This window comes from Duganella sp., assembly GCF_039595735.1.
GTDB lineage: Bacteria > Pseudomonadota > Gammaproteobacteria > Burkholderiales > Burkholderiaceae_D > Rugamonas.
Map to the genome: position 1 here is coordinate 16473 of NZ_JBCNLB010000005.1, position 18697 is coordinate 35169.

Annotated in this window: 20 protein-coding genes; 11 read left to right on the forward strand and 9 right to left on the reverse strand. The window is 63.1% G+C overall.

Annotated features, from left to right (window positions below; genetic code table 11):
- Positions 1–6: 6 nt before the first annotated feature.
- The 4 genes from atpG (at position 7) to ABDW57_RS11575 (ending at position 4504) form a co-directional block, all read left to right on the forward strand.
- Positions 7–882, forward strand: coding sequence for a F0F1 ATP synthase subunit gamma (atpG, locus tag ABDW57_RS11560; protein WP_343730350.1), 876 nt, complete (start codon positions 7–9; stop codon positions 880–882).
- Positions 883–912: 30 nt separating this feature from the next.
- The gene (atpD, locus tag ABDW57_RS11565) at positions 913–2313 is read left to right on the forward strand and encodes a F0F1 ATP synthase subunit beta (protein WP_343730351.1); all 1401 of its coding nucleotides are present in this window, start codon (positions 913–915) and stop codon (positions 2311–2313) included.
- A 54-nt stretch (positions 2314–2367) separates the two neighbouring features.
- Positions 2368–2790, forward strand: a complete 423-nt coding sequence (locus tag ABDW57_RS11570; RefSeq protein WP_343730352.1) for a F0F1 ATP synthase subunit epsilon — start codon at positions 2368–2370, stop codon at positions 2788–2790.
- Positions 2791–2947: 157 nt separating this feature from the next.
- Entirely contained in the window at positions 2948–4504 is a 1557-nt protein-coding gene (locus tag ABDW57_RS11575) for a class I SAM-dependent methyltransferase (RefSeq protein WP_343730353.1), read from the forward strand.
- 24 nt (positions 4505–4528) lie between these two features.
- Here the strand turns inward: ABDW57_RS11575 and rsgA are convergent, their stop codons facing one another.
- Positions 4529–5554 carry a ribosome small subunit-dependent GTPase A gene (gene rsgA / locus ABDW57_RS11580; RefSeq protein ID WP_343730354.1) on the reverse strand — a complete coding sequence of 342 codons (1026 nt, stop codon included), beginning with the start codon at positions 5552–5554 and terminating at the stop codon, positions 4529–4531.
- Positions 5555–5760: 206 nt separating this feature from the next.
- The gene (locus ABDW57_RS11585; RefSeq protein WP_343730355.1) at positions 5761–6576 is read right to left on the reverse strand and encodes a helix-turn-helix domain-containing protein; all 816 of its coding nucleotides are present in this window, start codon (positions 6574–6576) and stop codon (positions 5761–5763) included.
- Between the two features lie 78 nt (positions 6577–6654).
- Between ABDW57_RS11585 and ABDW57_RS11590 the strand changes: the two genes are divergently transcribed.
- Positions 6655–7284, forward strand: a complete 630-nt coding sequence (locus ABDW57_RS11590) for a glutathione S-transferase (protein ID WP_343730356.1) — start codon at positions 6655–6657, stop codon at positions 7282–7284.
- A complete protein-coding gene (locus ABDW57_RS11595) occupies positions 7281–7946 on the forward strand; it encodes a CPBP family intramembrane glutamic endopeptidase (RefSeq protein WP_343730357.1) in 666 nt (221 codons plus the stop codon). The genes ABDW57_RS11590 and ABDW57_RS11595 overlap by 4 nt, the downstream gene beginning before the upstream one ends.
- A gap of 89 nt (positions 7947–8035) precedes the next feature.
- On the opposite strand, the gene speD is transcribed toward ABDW57_RS11595, so the two are convergent.
- From speD to ABDW57_RS11620, 5 genes are read right to left on the reverse strand one after another with little or no spacing between them, the layout of a single operon-like run.
- Positions 8036–8428, reverse strand: coding sequence for an adenosylmethionine decarboxylase (gene speD / locus ABDW57_RS11600; RefSeq protein ID WP_343730358.1), 393 nt, complete (start codon positions 8426–8428; stop codon positions 8036–8038).
- Complete coding sequence (locus tag ABDW57_RS11605) at positions 8425–8604, reverse strand: hypothetical protein (protein ID WP_343730359.1); 180 nt, start codon at positions 8602–8604, stop codon at positions 8425–8427. The genes speD and ABDW57_RS11605 overlap by 4 nt, the downstream gene beginning before the upstream one ends.
- Positions 8601–10070 (reverse strand): DUF4178 domain-containing protein, encoded by a 1470-nt coding sequence (locus ABDW57_RS11610; RefSeq protein WP_343730360.1) that lies wholly within the window; start codon positions 10068–10070, stop codon positions 8601–8603. The genes ABDW57_RS11605 and ABDW57_RS11610 overlap by 4 nt, the downstream gene beginning before the upstream one ends.
- 4 nt (positions 10071–10074) lie before the next feature.
- On the reverse strand, positions 10075–11094 hold the full coding sequence (locus ABDW57_RS11615; RefSeq protein ID WP_343730361.1) for an SPFH domain-containing protein: 1020 nt from the start codon (positions 11092–11094) through the stop codon (positions 10075–10077).
- Between the two features lie 12 nt (positions 11095–11106).
- Positions 11107–11493 (reverse strand): DUF350 domain-containing protein, encoded by a 387-nt coding sequence (locus ABDW57_RS11620; RefSeq protein ID WP_343730362.1) that lies wholly within the window; start codon positions 11491–11493, stop codon positions 11107–11109.
- A 51-nt stretch (positions 11494–11544) separates the two neighbouring features.
- On the opposite strand from ABDW57_RS11620, the gene ABDW57_RS11625 reads away from it, so the two are divergent.
- The 3 genes from ABDW57_RS11625 to ABDW57_RS11635 are packed head-to-tail and all read left to right on the forward strand — an operon-like array spanning position 11545 to position 15521.
- On the forward strand, positions 11545–13056 hold the full coding sequence (locus ABDW57_RS11625; RefSeq protein ID WP_343730363.1) for a polyamine aminopropyltransferase: 1512 nt from the start codon (positions 11545–11547) through the stop codon (positions 13054–13056).
- Positions 13056–14666, forward strand: a complete 1611-nt coding sequence (locus ABDW57_RS11630; RefSeq protein ID WP_343730364.1) for an NAD(P)-binding protein — start codon at positions 13056–13058, stop codon at positions 14664–14666. Before ABDW57_RS11625 ends, ABDW57_RS11630 begins: the two co-directional genes overlap by 1 nt.
- A 12-nt stretch (positions 14667–14678) precedes the next feature.
- Entirely contained in the window at positions 14679–15521 is an 843-nt protein-coding gene (locus tag ABDW57_RS11635; RefSeq protein WP_343730365.1) for a PPK2 family polyphosphate kinase, read from the forward strand.
- Here the strand turns inward: ABDW57_RS11635 and ABDW57_RS11640 are convergent.
- The gene (locus ABDW57_RS11640; RefSeq protein ID WP_343730366.1) at positions 15508–16518 is read right to left on the reverse strand and encodes a PHB depolymerase family esterase; all 1011 of its coding nucleotides are present in this window, start codon (positions 16516–16518) and stop codon (positions 15508–15510) included. The two genes, ABDW57_RS11635 and ABDW57_RS11640, sit on opposite strands and share 14 nt — an antisense overlap.
- A gap of 130 nt (positions 16519–16648) precedes the next feature.
- Here ABDW57_RS11640 and ABDW57_RS11645 point away from each other — a divergent pair, with 130 nt between their 5' ends.
- Positions 16649–17254, forward strand: a complete 606-nt coding sequence (locus ABDW57_RS11645; protein WP_343730367.1) for a glutathione peroxidase — start codon at positions 16649–16651, stop codon at positions 17252–17254.
- Here ABDW57_RS11645 and ABDW57_RS11650 read toward each other — a convergent pair.
- Entirely contained in the window at positions 17251–17643 is a 393-nt protein-coding gene (locus ABDW57_RS11650) for a rhodanese-like domain-containing protein (protein ID WP_343730368.1), read from the reverse strand. The genes ABDW57_RS11645 and ABDW57_RS11650 overlap by 4 nt on opposite strands.
- Before the next feature lie 97 nt (positions 17644–17740).
- Between ABDW57_RS11650 and ftrA the strand changes: the two genes are divergently transcribed.
- Entirely contained in the window at positions 17741–18694 is a 954-nt protein-coding gene (ftrA, locus tag ABDW57_RS11655) for a transcriptional regulator FtrA (protein ID WP_343730369.1), read from the forward strand.
- Positions 18695–18697 lie beyond the last annotated feature (3 nt).

Genomic DNA, 18697 nt, shown 5'->3' on the forward strand with positions numbered 1-18697 from the left:
GGACTCATGGCAGTAGGCAAAGAGATACGTGGCAAGATCAAAAGCGTAGAAAATACGAAGAAGATCACCAAGGCGATGGAAATGGTCGCCGCATCGAAAATGCGCAAAGCGCAGGATCGCATGCGCGCCGCCCGTCCCTATAGTGAGAAAGTTCGTAACATCGCTGCAAATCTGGCCAACGCAAATCCAGAATACACGCACCCATTCCTGGCCGATGAAGCCAAGGATGAGGCAAAAGCGGTGGGTTTCATCGTCGTCACGACCGACAAGGGTCTGTGCGGCGGCATGAACACCAACGTGCTGCGTCTGGTGACGAACAAAACGCGTGAGCTGGAAGCCGCCGGCAACAAGATTGCCGCCGTGGCGATTGGTAATAAAGGTTTGGGCTTCCTGGGGCGCGTTGGCGTGCCGGTGGTGGCGCAAGTCACCCAGATCGGCGATACCCCGCACCTGGAAAAACTGATAGGCCCCGTCAAAGTGATGCTGGAAAAATTCCAGAACGGCGAAGTCGATGCGGTTTACCTGTGCTACACCAAGTTCATCAACACGATGAAGCAGGAGCCAGTGGTTGAACAACTGCTGCCACTGCCGGCTGCGAAGAAGCAGGCTGACGAAGGTAATCACAACTGGGATTACATCTACGAGCCAGACGCCGCCACCGTGATTGACGAACTGCTGGAGCGCTATGTAGAAGCGCTGGTGTACCAGTCGGTGGCGGAAAACCTGGCGTCGGAACAATCGGCGCGGATGGTGGCGATGAAGGCGGCCAGCGACAACGCGGGCAATGTGATCGGCGAACTGAAGCTGATCTACAACAAAACCCGCCAGGCTGCGATTACCAAAGAACTCTCCGAAATCGTCGCCGGTGCGGCAGCGGTTTAAACGAATTTAACTATATTTGAAGGAACGAACATGGCTGATGGCAAAATCGTTCAGTGTATCGGCGCGGTGGTTGACGTTGAGTTTCCACGCAACGCAATGCCCAAGGTATTTGATGCCTTGAAGATGGAAGGCTCCGAGCTGACGCTGGAAGTACAACAACAACTGGGTGACGGCGTGGTCCGTACCATTGCTCTGGGTTCGTCCGACGGTCTGCGTCGCGGCATGAGCATCCAGAACACCGGCAAGCCAATCATGGTGCCAGTGGGTAAAGCCACCCTGGGCCGTATTATGGACGTGCTGGGCAACCCGATCGACGAATGCGGCCCGGTCGCGCACGACCAGATCGCCTCGATCCACCGCACCCCGCCTGCATACGACGAACTGTCGCCATCGCAGGACCTGCTGGAAACCGGCATCAAGGTGATTGACCTGGTTTGCCCGTTCGCCAAAGGCGGTAAGGTCGGTCTGTTCGGCGGCGCCGGCGTCGGCAAGACCGTGAACATGATGGAACTGATCAACAACATCGCTAAAGCGCACTCGGGTCTGTCCGTGTTCGCTGGTGTGGGCGAGCGTACCCGTGAAGGTAACGACTTCTACCACGAAATGGCGGACGCCAAAGTGGTGGACCTGGAAAACCCGGCCAACTCGAAAGTGGCGATGGTCTACGGTCAGATGAACGAACCACCAGGCAACCGTCTGCGCGTGGCGTTGACCGGCCTGACCATTGCGGAATCGTTCCGTGACGAAGGCAAGGACGTGCTGTTCTTCGTGGACAACATCTACCGCTTCACCCTGGCCGGTACCGAAGTGTCGGCACTGCTGGGCCGTATGCCTTCCGCCGTGGGTTACCAGCCGACCCTGGCCGAAGAAATGGGCCGTCTGCAAGAGCGTATCACCTCGACCAAGACCGGTTCGATCACCTCGATCCAGGCCGTGTACGTGCCAGCGGACGACTTGACCGACCCATCGCCAGCGACCACCTTCGGTCACCTGGATTCGACCGTCGTTCTGTCGCGTGACATCGCCTCGCTGGGTATCTACCCTGCCGTGGACCCGCTGGACTCGACCTCGCGTCAGCTGGACCCGCTGGTCGTCGGTCAAGAGCACTACGAAACCGCGCGCGCTGTGCAGGGCACCCTGCAGCGCTACAAGGAACTGCGCGACATCATCGCCATTCTGGGCATGGACGAACTGGCGCCGGAAGACAAGCTGACCGTGGCACGCGCACGTAAGATGCAGCGTTTCCTGTCGCAGCCGTTCCACGTGGCTGAAGTGTTCACCGGCGCACCTGGCAAGTACGTGTCGCTGAAGGACACCATCAAGGGCTTCAAGATGATCGCCTCGGGCGAACTGGATCACCTGCCAGAGCAAGCGTTCTACATGGTTGGCACGATCGAAGAAGCCATCGAAAAAGCCAAGAAACTCAACTAATTGTTGAGGCCGGCCCTGCTGTAAAGCAGGGCCGTTCTACCCGATAGGACACACATGGCAAACACTATTCACGTTGACGTGGTTTCCGCCGAGGAGTTGATCTACTCTGGCGAAGCCGAATTCGTCGCGTTGCCGGGTGAACAGGGCGAGCTGGGTATTTATCCCAAGCACACGCCGCTGATTACCCGCATTCGTCCGGGCGCGGTGCGCATCCAGGTTCCGGGCCAGTCGGAAGAAGAGTTCGTCTTCGTTGCCGGCGGCCTGCTGGAAGTGCAGCCGAACGCCGTGACGGTGCTGGCGGACACCGCGATTCGCGGCAAGGATCTGGACGAGGCCAAAGCAACGGCCGCCAAGAAACGTGCCGAAGAAGCGCTGGCCAACAACAGCTCCGGCATCGACTACGCTAAAGCGCAAGCCGAACTGGCAGCGGCGATCGGCCAACTGGCCGCCATCGCCAAACTGCGCGCCAAGCACTAAGCAACGCACAGCAGCACCCACAAAAAGGCAGCCTCGGCTGCCTTTTTTCATTGGTGCGCGCACATCGTTTCAAAACGTATATAACTGCTAAAACAACAAGACTAATTCGTTAACCAGCATTTTGATTTATTAACTTGTATTGATACGAAAGTGATAAATGAGTGATTGGACTGGCGGTTATGTAGAGGGGATCGATTACACCTATGGCTACTATCAGGAATTAAATCCGCTGCGGGTGACGCTGGCGTTTGTCAACGCTGGTCTCGAAGTCCCGGCCATGGGCACGGCCTGCGAGCTGGGCTTCGGTCAGGGCGTGAGCGCCAATGTCCACGCTGCGGCCACCACCGTGGCATGGCACGGCACCGACTTCAACCCGGCGCACGCCGCGTTTGCACAGGAATTGGCCGGCGCCGCCGGCAGCGGCGCGCGGTTCGTCGATCAAGCCTTTGCCGACTATTGCACCCGCACTGATTTGCCGGACTTTGATTTCATTGGCCTGCACGGCATCTGGAGCTGGGTGTCGGATGCCAATCGCGCCATCATCGTCGACTTTGTACGCCGCAAGCTTAAGGTCGGCGGCGTGCTGTATATCAGCTATAACACGCAGCCGGGCTGGGCCCCATCAGTGCCGCTGCGCGGCTTGCTGACGCAATACGCCGACGTCATGGCCGCGCCGGCTGCCGGCATCGGTAACCGCATTGGCGCCGCATTGGATTTTGCCGACAAGCTGCTAGAAACCTCGCCGGCCTTCTTCAATGCCAATCCTGGCGTGGCCAACCGCCTCAAACAGCTGCGCACGCAGAACCGCAACTACCTTGCCCACGAATATTTCAACCGCGATTGGCAGCCGATGAGCTTTGCCAACATGGCCGAACTGCTGGCCGAAGCCAAGCTCACCTACGCCTGCTCGGCACATTACCTCGATCATATCGAGAGCATCAATATGCTTCAGCCGCAGCGCGCCTTGCTGGACGAGCTGCCGGATCCGGTTTTCCGTCAAAGCGTGCGCGATTTCATGGTCAATCAGCAGTTCCGTCGCGACTACTGGGTGAAAGGTCCGCGCCGCCAGAATCCGCTGCAACGGTCGGAAGCGATACGTCGTCAACGGGTGGTGCTGACGGCGCCGCCTGCTGGCATCTCGCTCAAGGTACGTGGCGCGGCCATAGAGGGCGGCCTCAACGAGTCGGTTTATGCGCCCCTGTTGGCGATGCTGGGCGATTACAAGCCGCACATGCTGGGCCAACTGGAGACGGCTTTGGCCGGACGTAAGATCAGCTTGCTGCAAATACTGGAGGTGGTCATGGTCCTCGGTGGTCGCGGCGAACTGGCGTTGGCGCAGGCACCGGAAGTGGTGCAGGCCGCGACCGCGGCCACCCAGCGGCTCAACCTGAAGCTGTGCGAGCGTGCCCGCGCCAGCGACGACACTGCGGCACTGGCCAGCCCGGTCACCGGCGGCGGCTTGCCGCTGGGGCGCATCGCCCAGCTGTTTTTGCTGGCACACAGCCTGGGCAAGCGCGGCGCCGCTGCGTGGACGGACTTTGTCTGGGCGATCCTGAATTCACAGGGGCACCGCCTGATCAAAGACGGCGTCACGCTGCAAACCGCCGAAGACAACGTGTCCGAGCTGCTGCGCCATGCACAGGACTTCGAGCGCACCCATCTGCCGCTGTATCTGGCGCTGGGCGTGGCGGCCGATACCTCATCCCCGCGCTGAGGCACGGCCGCCCGGCGCGCTGGCCTAACGCCGCTTATCGCGCGCGGCCCGCTGCATCACTTTCCACTTCGCCACTTCGGCAATGCGTTCCAATGCGGTCTGCTCGCCGCGGCGGGCCTCGCGCAACAGCTTGTGGTAGTTGCGCAGACGGTCGCCATCCACCGCACCGCGCACAGCGCAACCGGGTTCGCTGGCGTGACGGCAGTCGCGGAACTGGCATTGCGCCGCCAGCGCGTCGATGTCCTCGAAACTGGCGGCGATGCTGGTTTCATCGGCGTCCGGCTGCCAGCTGCGCAGGCCGGGTGTGTCGATGATGCAGGCGCCGCTGGCGCACAGGTGCAGTGAGCGTGCGGTGGTGGTGTGCCGGCCACGGCTGTCACCGTGCCGGACGCCGCCGGTTTGCTGGTTTGCCCGCGTCAGCGTGTTGGTCAGCGTCGACTTGCCGGCGCCGGAAGAACCCAGCAATACCAGCGTTTGCCCCGCGCCCAGCCATGGCGACAGTTGCGTGACGGCGTCGCCGCTCAGCGTGTTGATGGCCAGCAGCGGAATGCTGGCGGGCAGACGTTGCCGCAGCAATTCCATGTGCTGTTGCGCATCCTGTGCGATATCGGCCTTGCTTAGCACAACCACCGGTTCCACGCTGGCAGTCTTGACGATGGCAAGATAGCGCTCCAGCCGGCGCGGGTTGAAGTCGTTATCCTGGCCCATCACCAGCAGCGCGGTATCGACGTTGCTGACCAGGCTGTGATGCCGGCCATCGTTGCCGCGCCGGGCGATGTGGGTGGTGGGCGGCAGCAGGGCGCTCAGCCAGTGTTCATCGTGGGCGAGGGTGGTGCTGAGGACCCAGTCGCCAACCGCCAGGTCGGCGTTATGCAGCGCTGGCAAAACGCGGGCGCGAAATTCGGCTTTGCCATCGTGGACGGTCAGCCATTCGCGCTGGATTTCTGTGATGCGCACCAGTTGCGCGCCTTCCGGCGCGTGGTGCAGCTGGTTGATGAGAGTATTGTTTAAGCCGATACGGCGCAGTGCAGCGAAATCGAAGTCGATCATGATATGCATTCCAGTAAGACGAGCGATACCCTTCGCGAGTCAGCGAATGGGCGACGAACACGGGAAGTCAGCTGCGCGAAAACGCGCGGATCAACAACGAGGGTAAGGAAGTCCTGGCGTAATCAGGCAGCCGACAGGAGGGCAATATCTACGTGGCGCATGGTGTGGTCTCCTGTGGTTGGGTGAAGCGAGCAGTGTCTCATTGCTCACGATTCTTTGCAACTGCGGCGGTAATCGGCGGGCGGCTTGCCGACCAGTTTTTCGAAGTCGGTGGTGAAGTGGGATTGGTCGTAGTAGCCGAGTTGTTGGGCCAGCGCGGCCAGGTCGATGTCGCTGCCTTTGGCCAGCAGGTCGGCGGCGTCCAGCAGGCGCTTGCGGCGGATGATCCACTTGGGACTGGCGCCGATGTAGTCTTTGAACAGCATCTGCAATTTGCGCACGCTGATGCCGACGTGGTCGGCCAGCTGCTGCACTTGGGTGATGCCGGCATTGTCTTCCAGCGCCGCCAGCATGCCGGCGATGCGCTCGACCAGCGGGTCCGGCGCCGGCAGCGAAGCGCGCAACAGCGCGCTGGCGGCGGCGACCATGCCGGCATCGTCCGCCGCATCCAGCACGCTGCGTTCGGCAGCCGCATCGTCGCAGGCAAACACGGCGGACAAGGGCAGTTTGCGGTCGGTGATGGCTTGCACCGGCTGCCGCAGGAAACTGCGGAATGCGCCCGGCCGGAAGCTCACGCCCAACACCCGGCCGCTGCCGCGCAACGTGTATTCAAACGAACCGGTCATCACGCCAAACACCGCCGTGCGGCCAGCGTCAAACACCATATGGATGGCGTGGCGCGGCAGGGTGCGCTGCACGTGCGTGACGCCATCCGGCAGCGACCAGCCCACCAGCCAGAAGAAGTCGACAAATGGCGCCAGATCGGCCTCGGGCAGGTAGCGTTCCAGACGAAACATGCGTTCGCCGGCGGCCGGATTCACCACCCCGCGCGTCGGACGCGGTACACTTTGCAGCGTTGTCATGATGCGTTCGCGTTTTTACAAGACCGCCATCTTAGCAAGATTTATCGTGGGTTTTTCACCACCATAGAGGAGAAAACCATGAACCAGCAACTGACCCTGTTCCACTGCCCGTACTCGCGCTCGACCGGCGTGCTGACCCTGCTTGAAGAATTGCACGCGCCTTATGAGCTGCATGTGATGAACATGAAAAAAGGTGAAAACCGCGAACCGGCCTATCTGGCCATCAACCCCATGGGCAAGGTGCCGGCCATCCGCCATGGTGAAGCCATCGTCACCGAACAGGTGGCCATCTACCTGTATCTGGCCGACCTGTTCCCGCAGGCCAGACTGGCGCCGCCGCTGGGCGATCCGCAACGCGGCCCTTACCTGCGCTGGATGGCGTTCTACGGCAGCTGCTTTGAACCGGCCATGATGGACCAGTGGATGAAAAACAAACCAGCCGACAAGACCGCCTGCCACTACGGCGACTTTGACACCATGTTCAACACGCTGATCGAACAGCTGTCGCAAGGCCCGTATCTGCTGGGCGACCAGTTCACCGCACTGGACGTGTTGTGGGCGACCGCGTTTGAATGGATGCTGATGTTCGGCCTGCTGCCCAAGCTGCCTGTCATTGAGGAATATGTGGCGCGCGTGAATGGCCGGCCAGCCGCGGTTGCCGCCCGCGAAAAAGATGCGGCGCTGGCCGCCGAACAGGCCGCCGCATGATCAGCACCATCGCCGGGCTGCTGTTGGCGCTGGGCGCGCCGTCGCTGCTGGCCTATTTCAGGCGCAGTGAAAAGAACAGCCCCGGCAAGCAGGTGCGCCGTCTGACGACCGCGTGGGCATGCTGCCTGGCCTTGTTGGCACTGGTGCTGTGCTGGGAGCAGCGTCCGCTGGCCAGCATCGGCATCGCCGCCGGCAACCACGCGGCCTGGCTGGGCGGCGCCGCGCTGGGCTTGACCATGCTGGCGCTGTCCGTGGTGAGCGTGGTGCAGGCCCGCAGGATGGGCAAGGAAGACACTTCGCAAGGCTTGATGCAGCTGACGGAGATGCCGCTGTGGTTCCGCTGCGCTGTGCCGCTGACCGCCGGCATCACCGAGGAAATCATGTTCCGCGGCTACCCGATCGAGCGCCTGCATGAGCTGACCGGCAGCTGGTGGCTGGCCGCCCTGATCCCGCTGGCGGTGTTCACGCTGGCCCACCTGGGCAGCTGGTCATGGAAGCATCTGATCGGGGTCGGACTGGCCGGTACGCTGCTGACCGGTCTCTACCTCTGGCAGCGCGACCTGATCGCCTGCATGATCGCGCATGCCCTGATCGATTCGGTGCTGATCTTCCTGCCGGCGCTGCGGAATCAGCGTTTCTCTTCCATCACCGCCAGCAGATGACCGTCCGGATCGCGGAAGAAGCCCATCCACCGTTCGTGGTCGGGCATCCTGGCGATCTGGCCCAGGGTGGATAGTCCCATGACGACTCCTTATGGCGGTCCGCGCCGCGCAGTGTGAACGTGAGCAGCCCCGGGCTGCAAGGCCTTCCTGATGAGAGCTAGCGCTAACTCCGGTTGCGCGCTGCCGCACATGAAGATGTCGGCGGCGGCGAACTGGCGTTCCGGCCAGGTGTGGATGGTGATGTGGGACTCGGCCAGCAGCACCACCCCGGTCACGCCCTGGCCTTCGCCAAACGCGTGGAAATGGCTGAACAGGACATGCGCGCCGGCGCTTTCGGCGGCACTGCGCAGCAGGGATTCCAGTGCCGCGCAGTTGCTCAATTTTTCGGCAGCGATGCCGCTCAGGTCAGCCAGCACGTGGGTGCCGGAGGGCGCATGGGTTGTCGTTGCCGCGGCGCCGGCAGGGAGCGATTCACGTTTCATTTGTGGCCTCCGCCGCCCGAACCGCCGCCCCAGCTGCCGCCACCGCCCCCAGTGTGCGAGCTCCAGGTGCTGCCGCGATAGCCGCTGCCTGTGCCGCCGCCGCTGCCCATGCGCAGCCAGCTGCTGCCCGACGTCAGCACGGTGACGATGATCGCGTAGATGAAAAATTTACTCATGCCTGGTCATTGTTATCCAAGAAAATCGCCGGCAGATAGATCGCCAGCGCGCCGATCGCGCTCAGGAACCAGGTGCCGGAAAAATTGGCCAGCAGCGGAATCGCGTTCAACGCCAGCATGAACCAGATGATGTATTTGGCGGTGTTGCGATAGCGGTTGTTGGCAAACGGCTTGCTCCTGGACGGCGACTTCACGCGGCCCTTGAAGGCGGCGCCAAACCACAGCGCCAGCTGGTCGGCCGATACCGGCGAGGAGCGCGACCACGTCATCTCGCTCTCGGTGGTTTCGGCGGCCAGCCGCAATTGGCCGGCCTGGAATTCCTCCACCCGCGTGCGGTCGCCCACCGCCACGCGCCAGTTGAAGGCGCCCACCGCGTAAGTCACCACCGAACCGTAGTCGTACAGGCGGGAAAACTGGACTTTATCCACCAGCACCGTCGGCGCTCCCGGCGCGTACGCCACCGGCCACTCGGCCAGCACGTTGGCGCCGGACCAGCCTTCGTCGGTCTCCACCAGCCAGGAGAAGCCGGAGCGCGGGCCGTACATCAGGTACTCGTCCCATTGCGTGCCTTCGTCATCGGCACGACGCATCATGCCGATGATGGTGAATTCCTGGTTATTGATTTTGGCGGTCGCGCCCAGGTCAATCGTCAGCGGTACGGCCGCCACGCGCTCGCCGGCCGCCACCACCTGTGCTTCCGGGCTGGCGGCGTCGATCTGCGTGGCGCACGCCGGGCACACCAGGTTGGCCGTCACGCCCGGCAGGTACTTGATCGGGCTGCCGCAGGAAGGGCAATCCAGCGCATCGAGCTTGCCGCGATAACGGCCGGCCGCGCGCTGAATGGTGTCGTCGTCGCGCAGCAACTGGCATTGCAGGCTGTCCAGCGTGACCGCCAGGCCGGTGTAGATCACGGGACGGGGCGAATCCGAATAATCGAGCGTGATGAATTCCGCGCCGCGCCGGAAATCCGCCACGCGCGCCTGGTAGCCATCGCCTACCTTGAACGGCAGTTCGCCCTGGCCGCCCACGCAATCGGCCACGCGCACTTCGGCCGCCAGGTAAGGCGAGCCGTTGATCGGGTAATTGCGCCCCGGCGTCAGCTGCTCAAACGCGGGCACCTGGGCTTCGCCCTGATATTCGGCAGTGATGGTGTACATGCCGGACGAGTCGCCCAGCCACGAGGTTCTGCCGTCGTCGAAAAACAGATACCACTCGTTCCACATGCCGGCCGAGTAGCGCAGCTGGATGCGGCCAACCACCGTGAATGGCCGGCCGCCCAGCACGCCGGCGGTGCCGATCTGGATCGGCGAGTAGTCCTCCAGCACGGACGACATCTTGCCCAGATCCTTGACTGCGTCCGCATCCTTGAGCACACGCGTGCTGCAATATTCGCAGACCGCCATGACCGAGGCATGCGAGCGGAATTTGACCTCCGCGCCGCAGCTGGGACAGGAAACGATTTGCACGCGCTTAGCCGATCAGCTTTTTCAGCAGTTCGGCCTTGGCGCTGTCGTAGTCGGCGGCCGAGATCAGGCCTTTGTCCAGCAGGCCCTTGAGTTTTTCCAGGCGCGCTTCGACCGAATCTTCAGCCGCGGCGGCCGGCGCCTGCGGCGTCAGCGCCGCACCCATGCTCTGGCCGATGGCCTGGCCCACCGTCATGCCGGCCCCCAGGCCGGCGCCGATGCCGGCCAGCCCGCCCTCATTCTGCGCCGCCAGCGGAATCGCGCTGGCCACCTGGTACCTGGTGAAGCCGGCCAGCTTGTCGGCGCTCATGCCGCCCTTCATGCCGGCCGAGATGCGCTCATCGAGCGCCGCCTGCAGTTCCTCCGGCAGGCTGACGCTGGCCACATTGAATTCATCCAGGCCGATGCCGTAGCGCGCAAAGGCGGTGGTCAGGTCGCCCTTGACCTGCTGCGCCATCAGCGCCTGGTTGGCCGCCATGTCGAGGAAGGGCACTTGCGAGGCGCCCAGCGAGCTGGCCATGGTCGCCATCAGGATGCCGCGCAGCTGGTCTTCCACCTCGTCGCGCGTGTACGCCTCGCGCGTGCCGCTGATCTCCGTGAAGAAGGCGCGCGCGTTGATCACGCGGTAGGAGTACATGCCGAAGGCGCGCACGCGCACCATGTCGAAGTCCTTGTCGCGGATGGTGATCGGCTGCGCCGTGCCCCATTTGCGGCCGGTCTGCACGCGGGTGCTGAAGAAATACACATCCGATTTGAACGGCGACGCAAACAGCTTGTCCCAGTTTTTCAGGTTGGTCAGCACCGGCAGGGTTTGCGTGGTGAGCGTGTGGGTGCCGGGGCCGAATACATCGGCCACCTGGCCCTCGTTGACGAACACCGCCACCTGCGACTCGCGCACCACCAGCTGGCCGCCGTTCTGGATTTCCTGGTCGGCCATCGGATAGCGCCATGCCAGCACGCCGTCGGTGTCCTCGTTCCATTGCAGTACATCGATAAACTGCTTCTTGATAAAGCTGCCGATACCCATGATGGTCCTCGCTTACGAAATGCAGGCGCCGTTAATCACGCCGATGGAAATGGAGATGGCGCTCAGCAGCCCGCCGAACGCCGTGTTGTTTGCTTCGATCTGGTCTTTCGACATATTCAGCACGCGGGTGGTGATGGCATACGCCAGCCCTTGCACCACCATGGCGCCGAAGGCCCACGCAAAGAATTCGCGGTAATCGGCAGTATGCATCAGCGCCGAACCGATCGTGATGGAAAAACCTATCAGCGCCCCGCCCAGCGATAGCGCCGCCGCCTGATTGCCCTGGCGGACCAGCTTGACCTCGTCGTAAGGCGTCATCCACGTGTAGGCTTTGAAGAACACCGCCAGCAGCACGGCGGCCAGCAACAGGTGGATCAGATAGTTTAGGATGGCGGGCACGGCGCACCTTCAGGTAAAGTGATTACTTGATAATAATGCAAACGAGCGTAAATGACCAAAAAGATTCTGATTCTGTCCGTCTTCGTGGTGGCGTCCTGTGGACTGGCGTATGAGCTGATCGCCGGCGCGCTGTCCAGCTACCTGCTGGGCGACTCGGTGCTGCAGTTTTCCACGATTATCGGATGCTACCTGTTTGCCATGGGCGTTGGGGCGCACTTTTCCAAATATGTGCGCGACGAGGATGTGCTGGCGCGCTTTGTGGATATCGAACTGGCGGTGGGTCTGGTCGGCGGCGTCTCGGCGGCAACGCTGTTTTTGACTTTCTCGTGGATGCCGGCGCCGTTCCGCACGCTGTTGTACACCATGGTGTTTTTGGTCGGCGCCTTTGTCGGCATGGAGGTGCCGCTGGTGATGCGCGCGCTGAACGAGCGCAAAACCGCATTCAATGAACTGGTCAGCAAGGTGCTGACCTTCGATTATCTGGGCGCACTGGCGGTGTCGCTGCTGTTCCCGCTGGTGCTGGCGCCGTATCTGGGGCTGGTGCGCACCGGCTTCCTGTTCGGGATGCTGAATGTCGGCGTGGCCCTGTGGACAATCAAGGCTTTTTCCACAGAGCTGAAAAACGTCACCGGCCGCATGCTGCGCGCCTGCTCGGTACTGTGCCTGCTGGTATTCGGCTTTGCCTTTGCCGACAAGCTGACCTACTGGGGCGAGCATGGCCTGTTCGGCGATGAAATCGTATTTGCCACCACCACGCCGTACCAGCGTTTGGTGATCACCAAGTGGAAGGACGATACGCGCCTGTACATCAACGGCAACCTGCAATTCTCTTCGCGTGACGAATACCGCTATCACGAAGCGCTGGTGCATCCGGTGCTGCAGCCGATGCCCTGGGCCAGGCGCGTGCTGGTGCTGGGCGGCGGCGATGGCCTGGCGCTGCGCGAAATCCTGCGCTACCCGAACATCGAGCATGTGACGCTGGTGGATCTGGACCCGGCCATGACCGGCGCCTTCACCCGGCGCGAGGAACTGGTCAAGCTCAATCATGGCTCTTTCAGCGACAAGCGCGTGCGCGTGGTGAACACCGATGCGGCCATCTGGCTGCAGCATAACGACGATATGTTCGACGCGGTGATCGTCGACTTCCCCGATCCTTCCAGCTTCGCGCTCGGCAAACTGTATTCGGTGCCGTTTTACGGCATGGTGCGCAAGCATCTGGCGGCGAAAGGCCTGATGGTGGTGCAATCGACCTCGCCGTTCTTTGCGCCGCATGCCTACTGGACGATCGACGCCACCTTGCGCGAGGTGGGCATGAAGACTTACCCGTATCACGCCTACGTGCCGTCGTTTGGCGAGTGGGGTTTCATCCTGGCGTCGCCGCAGGCGCAGTACACGCCGCCCACCAGCTACCGTCTACCGATGCGCTACCTGAACGCCGATACCACGCGCGAGATGTTCATCTTCCCGCCCGATATGAAGCCGATGGCGATGGAACCGAATCGCCTCAATACCCAGTCGCTCGTGCATGAATTCGAGCAGGACTGGCGCCGGGTGATCCGCTGATGCTGCGCCGTTCTTTTATGGTCTGGGCCGGCGCTTCCGGGCTGGCCGCCGCCGGCAGCGGACTGGCGTTCCAGCGCTGGCAGGAGATTACGCCGGTCGTGCATTACGTCGGCCGCGATGAAGGACACTTCCTGCGCGACCGCCGCGCGCTGCCGCCGCCATCGCAGCTCGTTCACACCGATATCGCGATTCTCGGCTCGGGCGTGTCCGGCCTCACCGCCGCGTGGAAGCTGAAAAAGCTCGGCAAGACCGATGTGCTGATGATCGACGGCCCGCAGCCTTACGGGAACGCGGCCGGCGGCGCCTTTGACGAATACGCCTATCCGACCGGCGCGCACTATCTGCCGCTGCCGTCGCCGGAGTCCACCCATGTGCGCGAAATCCTGGCGGATCTCGGCATCATCCAGAAGGATGCCTTTGCGGAAAAGCCTTACTACGACGAGCGCTTCATCCTGCACGCGCCGGAGGAACGCCTGCTGTTCAACGGCCACTGGCAGGACGGTTTCATTCCCACCGACGGCGTGCCGCAGTGGGAGCTGGATGAACACAAGCGCTTCTTCGACGAAGTGCACCGCCTGCGCGGCCTGCATGGCGCGGATGGCCGCCGCGTGTTCGTGTTCCCGACCGTGCTGTCGTCGGAAGATCCGCAGTGGCAGGCGCTGGACCGCATCACCCTCAAGCAGTGGATGGATCAAAACGGCTACAAGTCGCCCACGCTGCACTGGTATCTGAACTACTGCTGCCGCGACGATTACGGCACGCGCTACGACAAGGTGTCGGCATGGGCCGGCCTGCATTACTACTGCAGCCGCTGGGGCCAGGCTGCCAACGCCGGCAACGGCGCCTGGCTGACATGGCCGGGCGGCCTGCAGCCGCTGGCTTCCGGCATGGAGCGCGCGGCCGCCGTCAAGCGCATGGCCGGAACGGCGGTGTCGCTGAAAAAAACGGCAGACGGCGTGGAAGCGCTGTGCTTCAAGCTGGAAAACGGCAAGCCGACCAGCTATCTGGTGCGCGCCCGCAAAGCCATTTGCGCCATGCCGACCTATGTGGCGGCGCGGGTTGTGGATAACATCGGAGAATACGGCTTCGACGCGGCGAAACATGCGCCGGAGTACGCGCCGTGGATGGTGGCGAACTTTCTGCTCAAGCGCTTTCCGGAGGAGCTGCCGAGCCAACCGCTGTCGTGGGACAACGTGGTGTACAGCGAGCCGGGGCTGGGCTTCGTGGTGTCCACGCACCAGGACATCCGCGTGCAGCCGCCGGAGAAGACCGTGTTCAGCGCCTACGTCGCGCTGTCCGACCGCAAGGCCAGCACCGCGCGCCACTGGATGGCCGCGGCCAAGCCGGAAGAGTTGCTGGCGCTGGCCAGCGCCGATCTGAAAACCGCTTATGGCGCGCAGTTCGCGTCCTGCGTCGAACGGGTCGACATCACGCTGCGCGGCCATGCGATGGCGGTCCCGTGGCCCAACTTCCGCAGCAACGCCGGCATGAAGGCGCTGCGCGAGGTGGATGGGCCTATCCTGTTTGCGCACGCCGACCTGTCGGGTTTCTCGGTGTTCGAGGAAGCCGCCTGGTGGGGCTATCGCGCAGCACAGTTGGCCGCCAGATGATATGCTAAACCGATGACACACAATGCCCGCCAGCGCTTCCGCGCACCCTCCAGACCCAAGCTGCGCGACAAGGACGCCGACGACGCCACCTTCTCCAGCCGCGCCGCCCATCCCAAACTCGGTAAATCACGCGCCAAGACGCTCGATCTGGAGCGCACCGCCGCGCTGATCGACCGCATCGCCGCCCTGCAGGACAAGCTGTACGCGCAACACAAGCAGAAGGTGCTGCTGATCCTGCAGGGCACGGACACCGCCGGCAAGGACGGCACGGTGCGCGCGCTGTTCAGCCGCGTCAGCCCCATGGGCTTGCGTGCGGTGGCGTTCAAGGGGCCGACCGACAACGAACTGGCGCACGATTACCTGTGGCGCGTGCACCAGCATGTGCCGGTGAATGGCGAGATCGCCATCTTCAACCGCAGCCATTACGAGGATGTGCTGATCACCAAGGTGCAGGGCTGGATCGATGACGACGAATGCAAGCGCCGCTACGCGCAAATCCGCGACTTTGAACGCATGCTGGCGGAAACCGGCACAGTAATCATCAAGGTGTTCCTGCACATCTCCAAAGAAGAGCAGCGCGAGCGCCTGCAGGAGCGTCTCGACGATCCGGACAAGCAGTGGAAATTCAACCCGGAAGACATCAAGCAGCGTGAGAAATGGGACGACTACCAGCGCGCTTACGAGAAAGCCATCCGCGAAACCGATGCGCCGCACGCGCCGTGGTACGTGGTGCCGGCCAATTCCAAGACCCACCGCAACCTGGTGATTGCCAGCCTGCTGCTGGAAACGCTGGAAGACATGGACCTCAGCTACCCGCCGCCGCATCCGGACCTGTCGTCCTTCACGGTGGTGTAGTCAGGCGCTCCACCATGCGCTTGACGGCCGCCATCTGGCGGCCGGTTTGTTGTGCGTAGCGGGTGTCGTCATGGGCAAACCAGTCCCAGCACGCGTTCGGATTGGTGAAGGTGGCGGCGGCCTGCGGGTACAGGATCAGCATCCGGTTGTTGTCCGCCCAGGCGTTGTAGCCGGCGTGGCGCACAAAAGTGGCGCCGATGCTGTCCGGGTCCTGGTGGCAGCCATGGAACACCACGTGCAGCTTGCAGCCGAGGCCGGCGCCGCTGTCGCAGGCGGGCGGAATGTACAGGTAGCCGAAATCCGCCATGCCATGCCAGGCCGGCAGGGCAATGAATTCCGATTGATCGAAGGCGATGAAGCGGCCGTTCAGCGCGCCGCTGTTGCGCGCGTTGAGCGGCCCGTAGATCCAGTTCAGCAGCTGGCCGGCGGCGTCATAGCGGCAGTTGTTGATGTAGGGCGAGCCCAGCGTGCGGCAGCGGTTGCCGTAGCTGTCAGTGGGCATGGCGTGTTCGGCGTTGAGGTTGCGCTTGTAACTGATGCGGCTGGCGTCGACGTAGTGGCGGTAGTAGGTGTACAGGTCGTTCGAGACCGCTGGCGGCACCACGGAATCGGCACTGCCGGAGAACATCCAGATGCGGTGGCTGGCCAGGGCGCTGGTGGGATCGATGGTTTGCGCGGCGGCAAACCAGTCGGTCAGGGCGATCAGCTCGGGCACCTGGGTGCCGCCGGGCCGCACGCGGCAGAGCAGCAGCTCGCTGGTACAGCTGCAGGTGGTGGTGGCGGTCAGGACGCTGCCTTGCGAGCAGAAATACGGACCGCCGGCAATCACCCCCGCGCCGATGACCGTGCGCGAGAAGGCCACTTCGAACTGCACCGCCATGTAAGCGCCGGACGACAGACCGGACACGCTGACCTGTCCGGCGCGCATGGCCGGCAGCGACGCCACCTGCGCCTGCGCGGCGCAGGCCCACAGTAACAGCAAGCAAAATATTCGCATGGCCCACCTCCATCCTTCTGGGGAGACGGTAACTCCGAACCGGCTATTTTGCTTAATCTGGGTCAATCGTGCGAGGGGCACTAAATTGGACTAGAATGATTTTTTTTCTCATCCTTTCCTGCCGACCATCATGTCCAAGACCATCGCTCAACTGTGCCTCGTTTCCTCGCTGACCGTCCTGGCCAGCGCCTCCACGTTTGCGCAAGCGCCGGCTGCTGCGCCTGCCGCACCAGCCGCGGCGGCGGCTCCCGGCAGTTGCCCGGCCATCCTCAAGCAAACCTTCAAGCGCCTGCAGGACGACACGCCCCAAGACCTGTGCCAGTACTCGGGCAAGGTGATTCTGGTGGTCAACACCGCCAGCTACTGCGGCTTCACCAACCAGTACGAAGGCCTGGAAGGCCTGTACGCCAAATACGGCAGCAAGGGCCTGGTGGTGCTGGGCTTCCCATCGAACGATTTCGGCCAGCAGGAGCCGGGTTCCAGCAAGGAAATCGCTGATTTCTGCTACAACACCTATGGCGTGAAATTCCCGATGTTCGCCAAGTCGGTGGTGTCGGGCAAGGAACCAAACCCGCTGTTCGCCAGCCTGATCAAGGCGACCGGCAAGGCGCCGGCCTGGAACTTCCACAAATACCTGATCGACCGTCACGGCAACGTGGTAACCAACTTTGGCAGCAAGGTCACCCCGACTGACAAGCAACTGGTCAGCGCCGTGGAAAAAGCGCTGGGTTCCTAAGCCCGGACCAGCTCGAAGCCTTCATCCAGCCAGCCCGTAATCCCGCCCGGCATCACCTTGACCGGGCGGCCCAGCTGCGCCAGCCGCACGGCCGCGCGCGCCGCGCCGTTGCAGTGCGGGCCGGCGCAATACACCACGAACAGCGTCCCGGCCGGGAATGCGGCGATCTTTGAGCCGATGATCTTGCGGTGCGCCAGATCCAGCGCGCCCGGCACATGGCCGGCGGCGTACTTTTCCGTTCCGCGCACATCCAGCAATACAAAATCCTGCTTGCCGCTGGCGAGCGCGTCATGCACGTCCCAGCAATCGGTCTCGAAACTGAAACTGGCCTCGAAGTGGGCAAGGGCGGCGGCGCTGTCGGCGGCGGCGATGGCGGTAACGAGGGACATCTTGAATCTCCTGGTGTGGTGAGCAATGGCGTCATTGTGCGGTGGTGCCGCCACCGCCAGAAGTGGCGCATCAGCCATTCTGCGTTAAGATTACGCCATGAAAAAACATCTCGTGGTGGCGCTGGCTTACGATCGCCTGTGCACTTTTGAGTTCGGCTGCACGGTCGAACTGTTCGCTCTGGAGCGTCCGGAACTGGGCGTGGACTGGTATGACTTTGCCGTCTGCGCGGTGGAGCAGGGGCCGATCCGGGCGGCCGGCGGCATCACGGTGCAGGCGCCGTACACGCCGGAATTGCTGGCGCTGGCTGACACCATCGTCATCCCCGGCTGGCGCGATGCCGACGAACTGCCGCCGGCGCCATTGCTGGAATGGATACGCGCCGCCCACGCGCGCGGCGCGCGGCTGGCCTCGATCTGCTCGGGCGTGTTCGTGCTGGCCGCGGCCGGCATTCTGGACGGCCAGCGCGCCACCACCCACTGGCGCTATGCCGGGCGGCTGGCGCAACGTTATCCACGGATCGATGTGCAGCCAGATCATTTGTATGTGGATAACGGCCAGGTGATCACCGCTGCCGGTTCGGCCGCCGGGCTGGACATGCTGCTGCACCTGGTGCGGCGCGACTACGGCGCCAAGGTCGGCAATCTGGTGGCGCAGCGGCTGGTGGTGGCGCCGCATCGCGAGGGCGGCCAGGCGCAGTTCCTGCCGCGTCCCATGGCGCAAGGGGAGCAGGGCAGGCTGTCCCGGCTGATGGACTGGCTGCGCAGCCACCCGGCGCTGCCGCACACGGTGGCCAGCATGGCCGAGCGCGCCGCCATGAGCCCGCGCACCCTGCAGCGCCAGTTCCAGCAAGCCACCGGCCTCGGTCCGATCGAATGGCTGATCCGCGAGCGCGTGGCGATCGTCAAGGACATGCTGGAACAACCGGATGTGCCGCTGACGCAGATCGCCGAACGCGCCGGCTTCGGCTCGGAGGAATCGCTGCGCCATCATTTCCGCAGACTTGCCGCCACCACACCGGGCGCTTACCGCAGGCGCTTCGTGCTACGCTGAACC

Bases quoted from the DNA above. Each gene is read 5' to 3' on its own strand.
- atpG (WP_343730350.1), top strand. From the start codon at position 7: ATGGCAGTAGGCAAAGAGATACGTGGCAAGATCAAAAGCGTAGAAAAT.
- atpD (WP_343730351.1), top strand. From the start codon at position 913: ATGGCTGATGGCAAAATCGTTCAGTGTATCGGCGCGGTGGTTGACGTT.
- ABDW57_RS11570 (WP_343730352.1), top strand. From the start codon at position 2,368: ATGGCAAACACTATTCACGTTGACGTGGTTTCCGCCGAGGAGTTGATC.
- ABDW57_RS11575 (WP_343730353.1), top strand. From the start codon at position 2,948: ATGAGTGATTGGACTGGCGGTTATGTAGAGGGGATCGATTACACCTAT.
- rsgA (WP_343730354.1), bottom strand. From the start codon at position 5,554: ATGATCGACTTCGATTTCGCTGCACTGCGCCGTATCGGCTTAAACAAT.
- ABDW57_RS11585 (WP_343730355.1), bottom strand. From the start codon at position 6,576: ATGACAACGCTGCAAAGTGTACCGCGTCCGACGCGCGGGGTGGTGAAT.
- ABDW57_RS11590 (WP_343730356.1), top strand. From the start codon at position 6,655: ATGAACCAGCAACTGACCCTGTTCCACTGCCCGTACTCGCGCTCGACC.
- ABDW57_RS11595 (WP_343730357.1), top strand. From the start codon at position 7,281: ATGATCAGCACCATCGCCGGGCTGCTGTTGGCGCTGGGCGCGCCGTCG.
- speD (WP_343730358.1), bottom strand. From the start codon at position 8,428: ATGAAACGTGAATCGCTCCCTGCCGGCGCCGCGGCAACGACAACCCAT.
- ABDW57_RS11605 (WP_343730359.1), bottom strand. From the start codon at position 8,604: ATGAGTAAATTTTTCATCTACGCGATCATCGTCACCGTGCTGACGTCG.
- ABDW57_RS11615 (WP_343730361.1), bottom strand. From the start codon at position 11,094: ATGGGTATCGGCAGCTTTATCAAGAAGCAGTTTATCGATGTACTGCAA.
- ABDW57_RS11625 (WP_343730363.1), top strand. From the start codon at position 11,545: ATGACCAAAAAGATTCTGATTCTGTCCGTCTTCGTGGTGGCGTCCTGT.
- ABDW57_RS11630 (WP_343730364.1), top strand. From the start codon at position 13,056: ATGCTGCGCCGTTCTTTTATGGTCTGGGCCGGCGCTTCCGGGCTGGCC.
- ABDW57_RS11635 (WP_343730365.1), top strand. From the start codon at position 14,679: ATGACACACAATGCCCGCCAGCGCTTCCGCGCACCCTCCAGACCCAAG.
- ABDW57_RS11640 (WP_343730366.1), bottom strand. From the start codon at position 16,518: ATGCGAATATTTTGCTTGCTGTTACTGTGGGCCTGCGCCGCGCAGGCG.
- ABDW57_RS11645 (WP_343730367.1), top strand. From the start codon at position 16,649: ATGTCCAAGACCATCGCTCAACTGTGCCTCGTTTCCTCGCTGACCGTC.
- ABDW57_RS11650 (WP_343730368.1), bottom strand. From the start codon at position 17,643: ATGTCCCTCGTTACCGCCATCGCCGCCGCCGACAGCGCCGCCGCCCTT.
- ftrA (WP_343730369.1), top strand. From the start codon at position 17,741: ATGAAAAAACATCTCGTGGTGGCGCTGGCTTACGATCGCCTGTGCACT.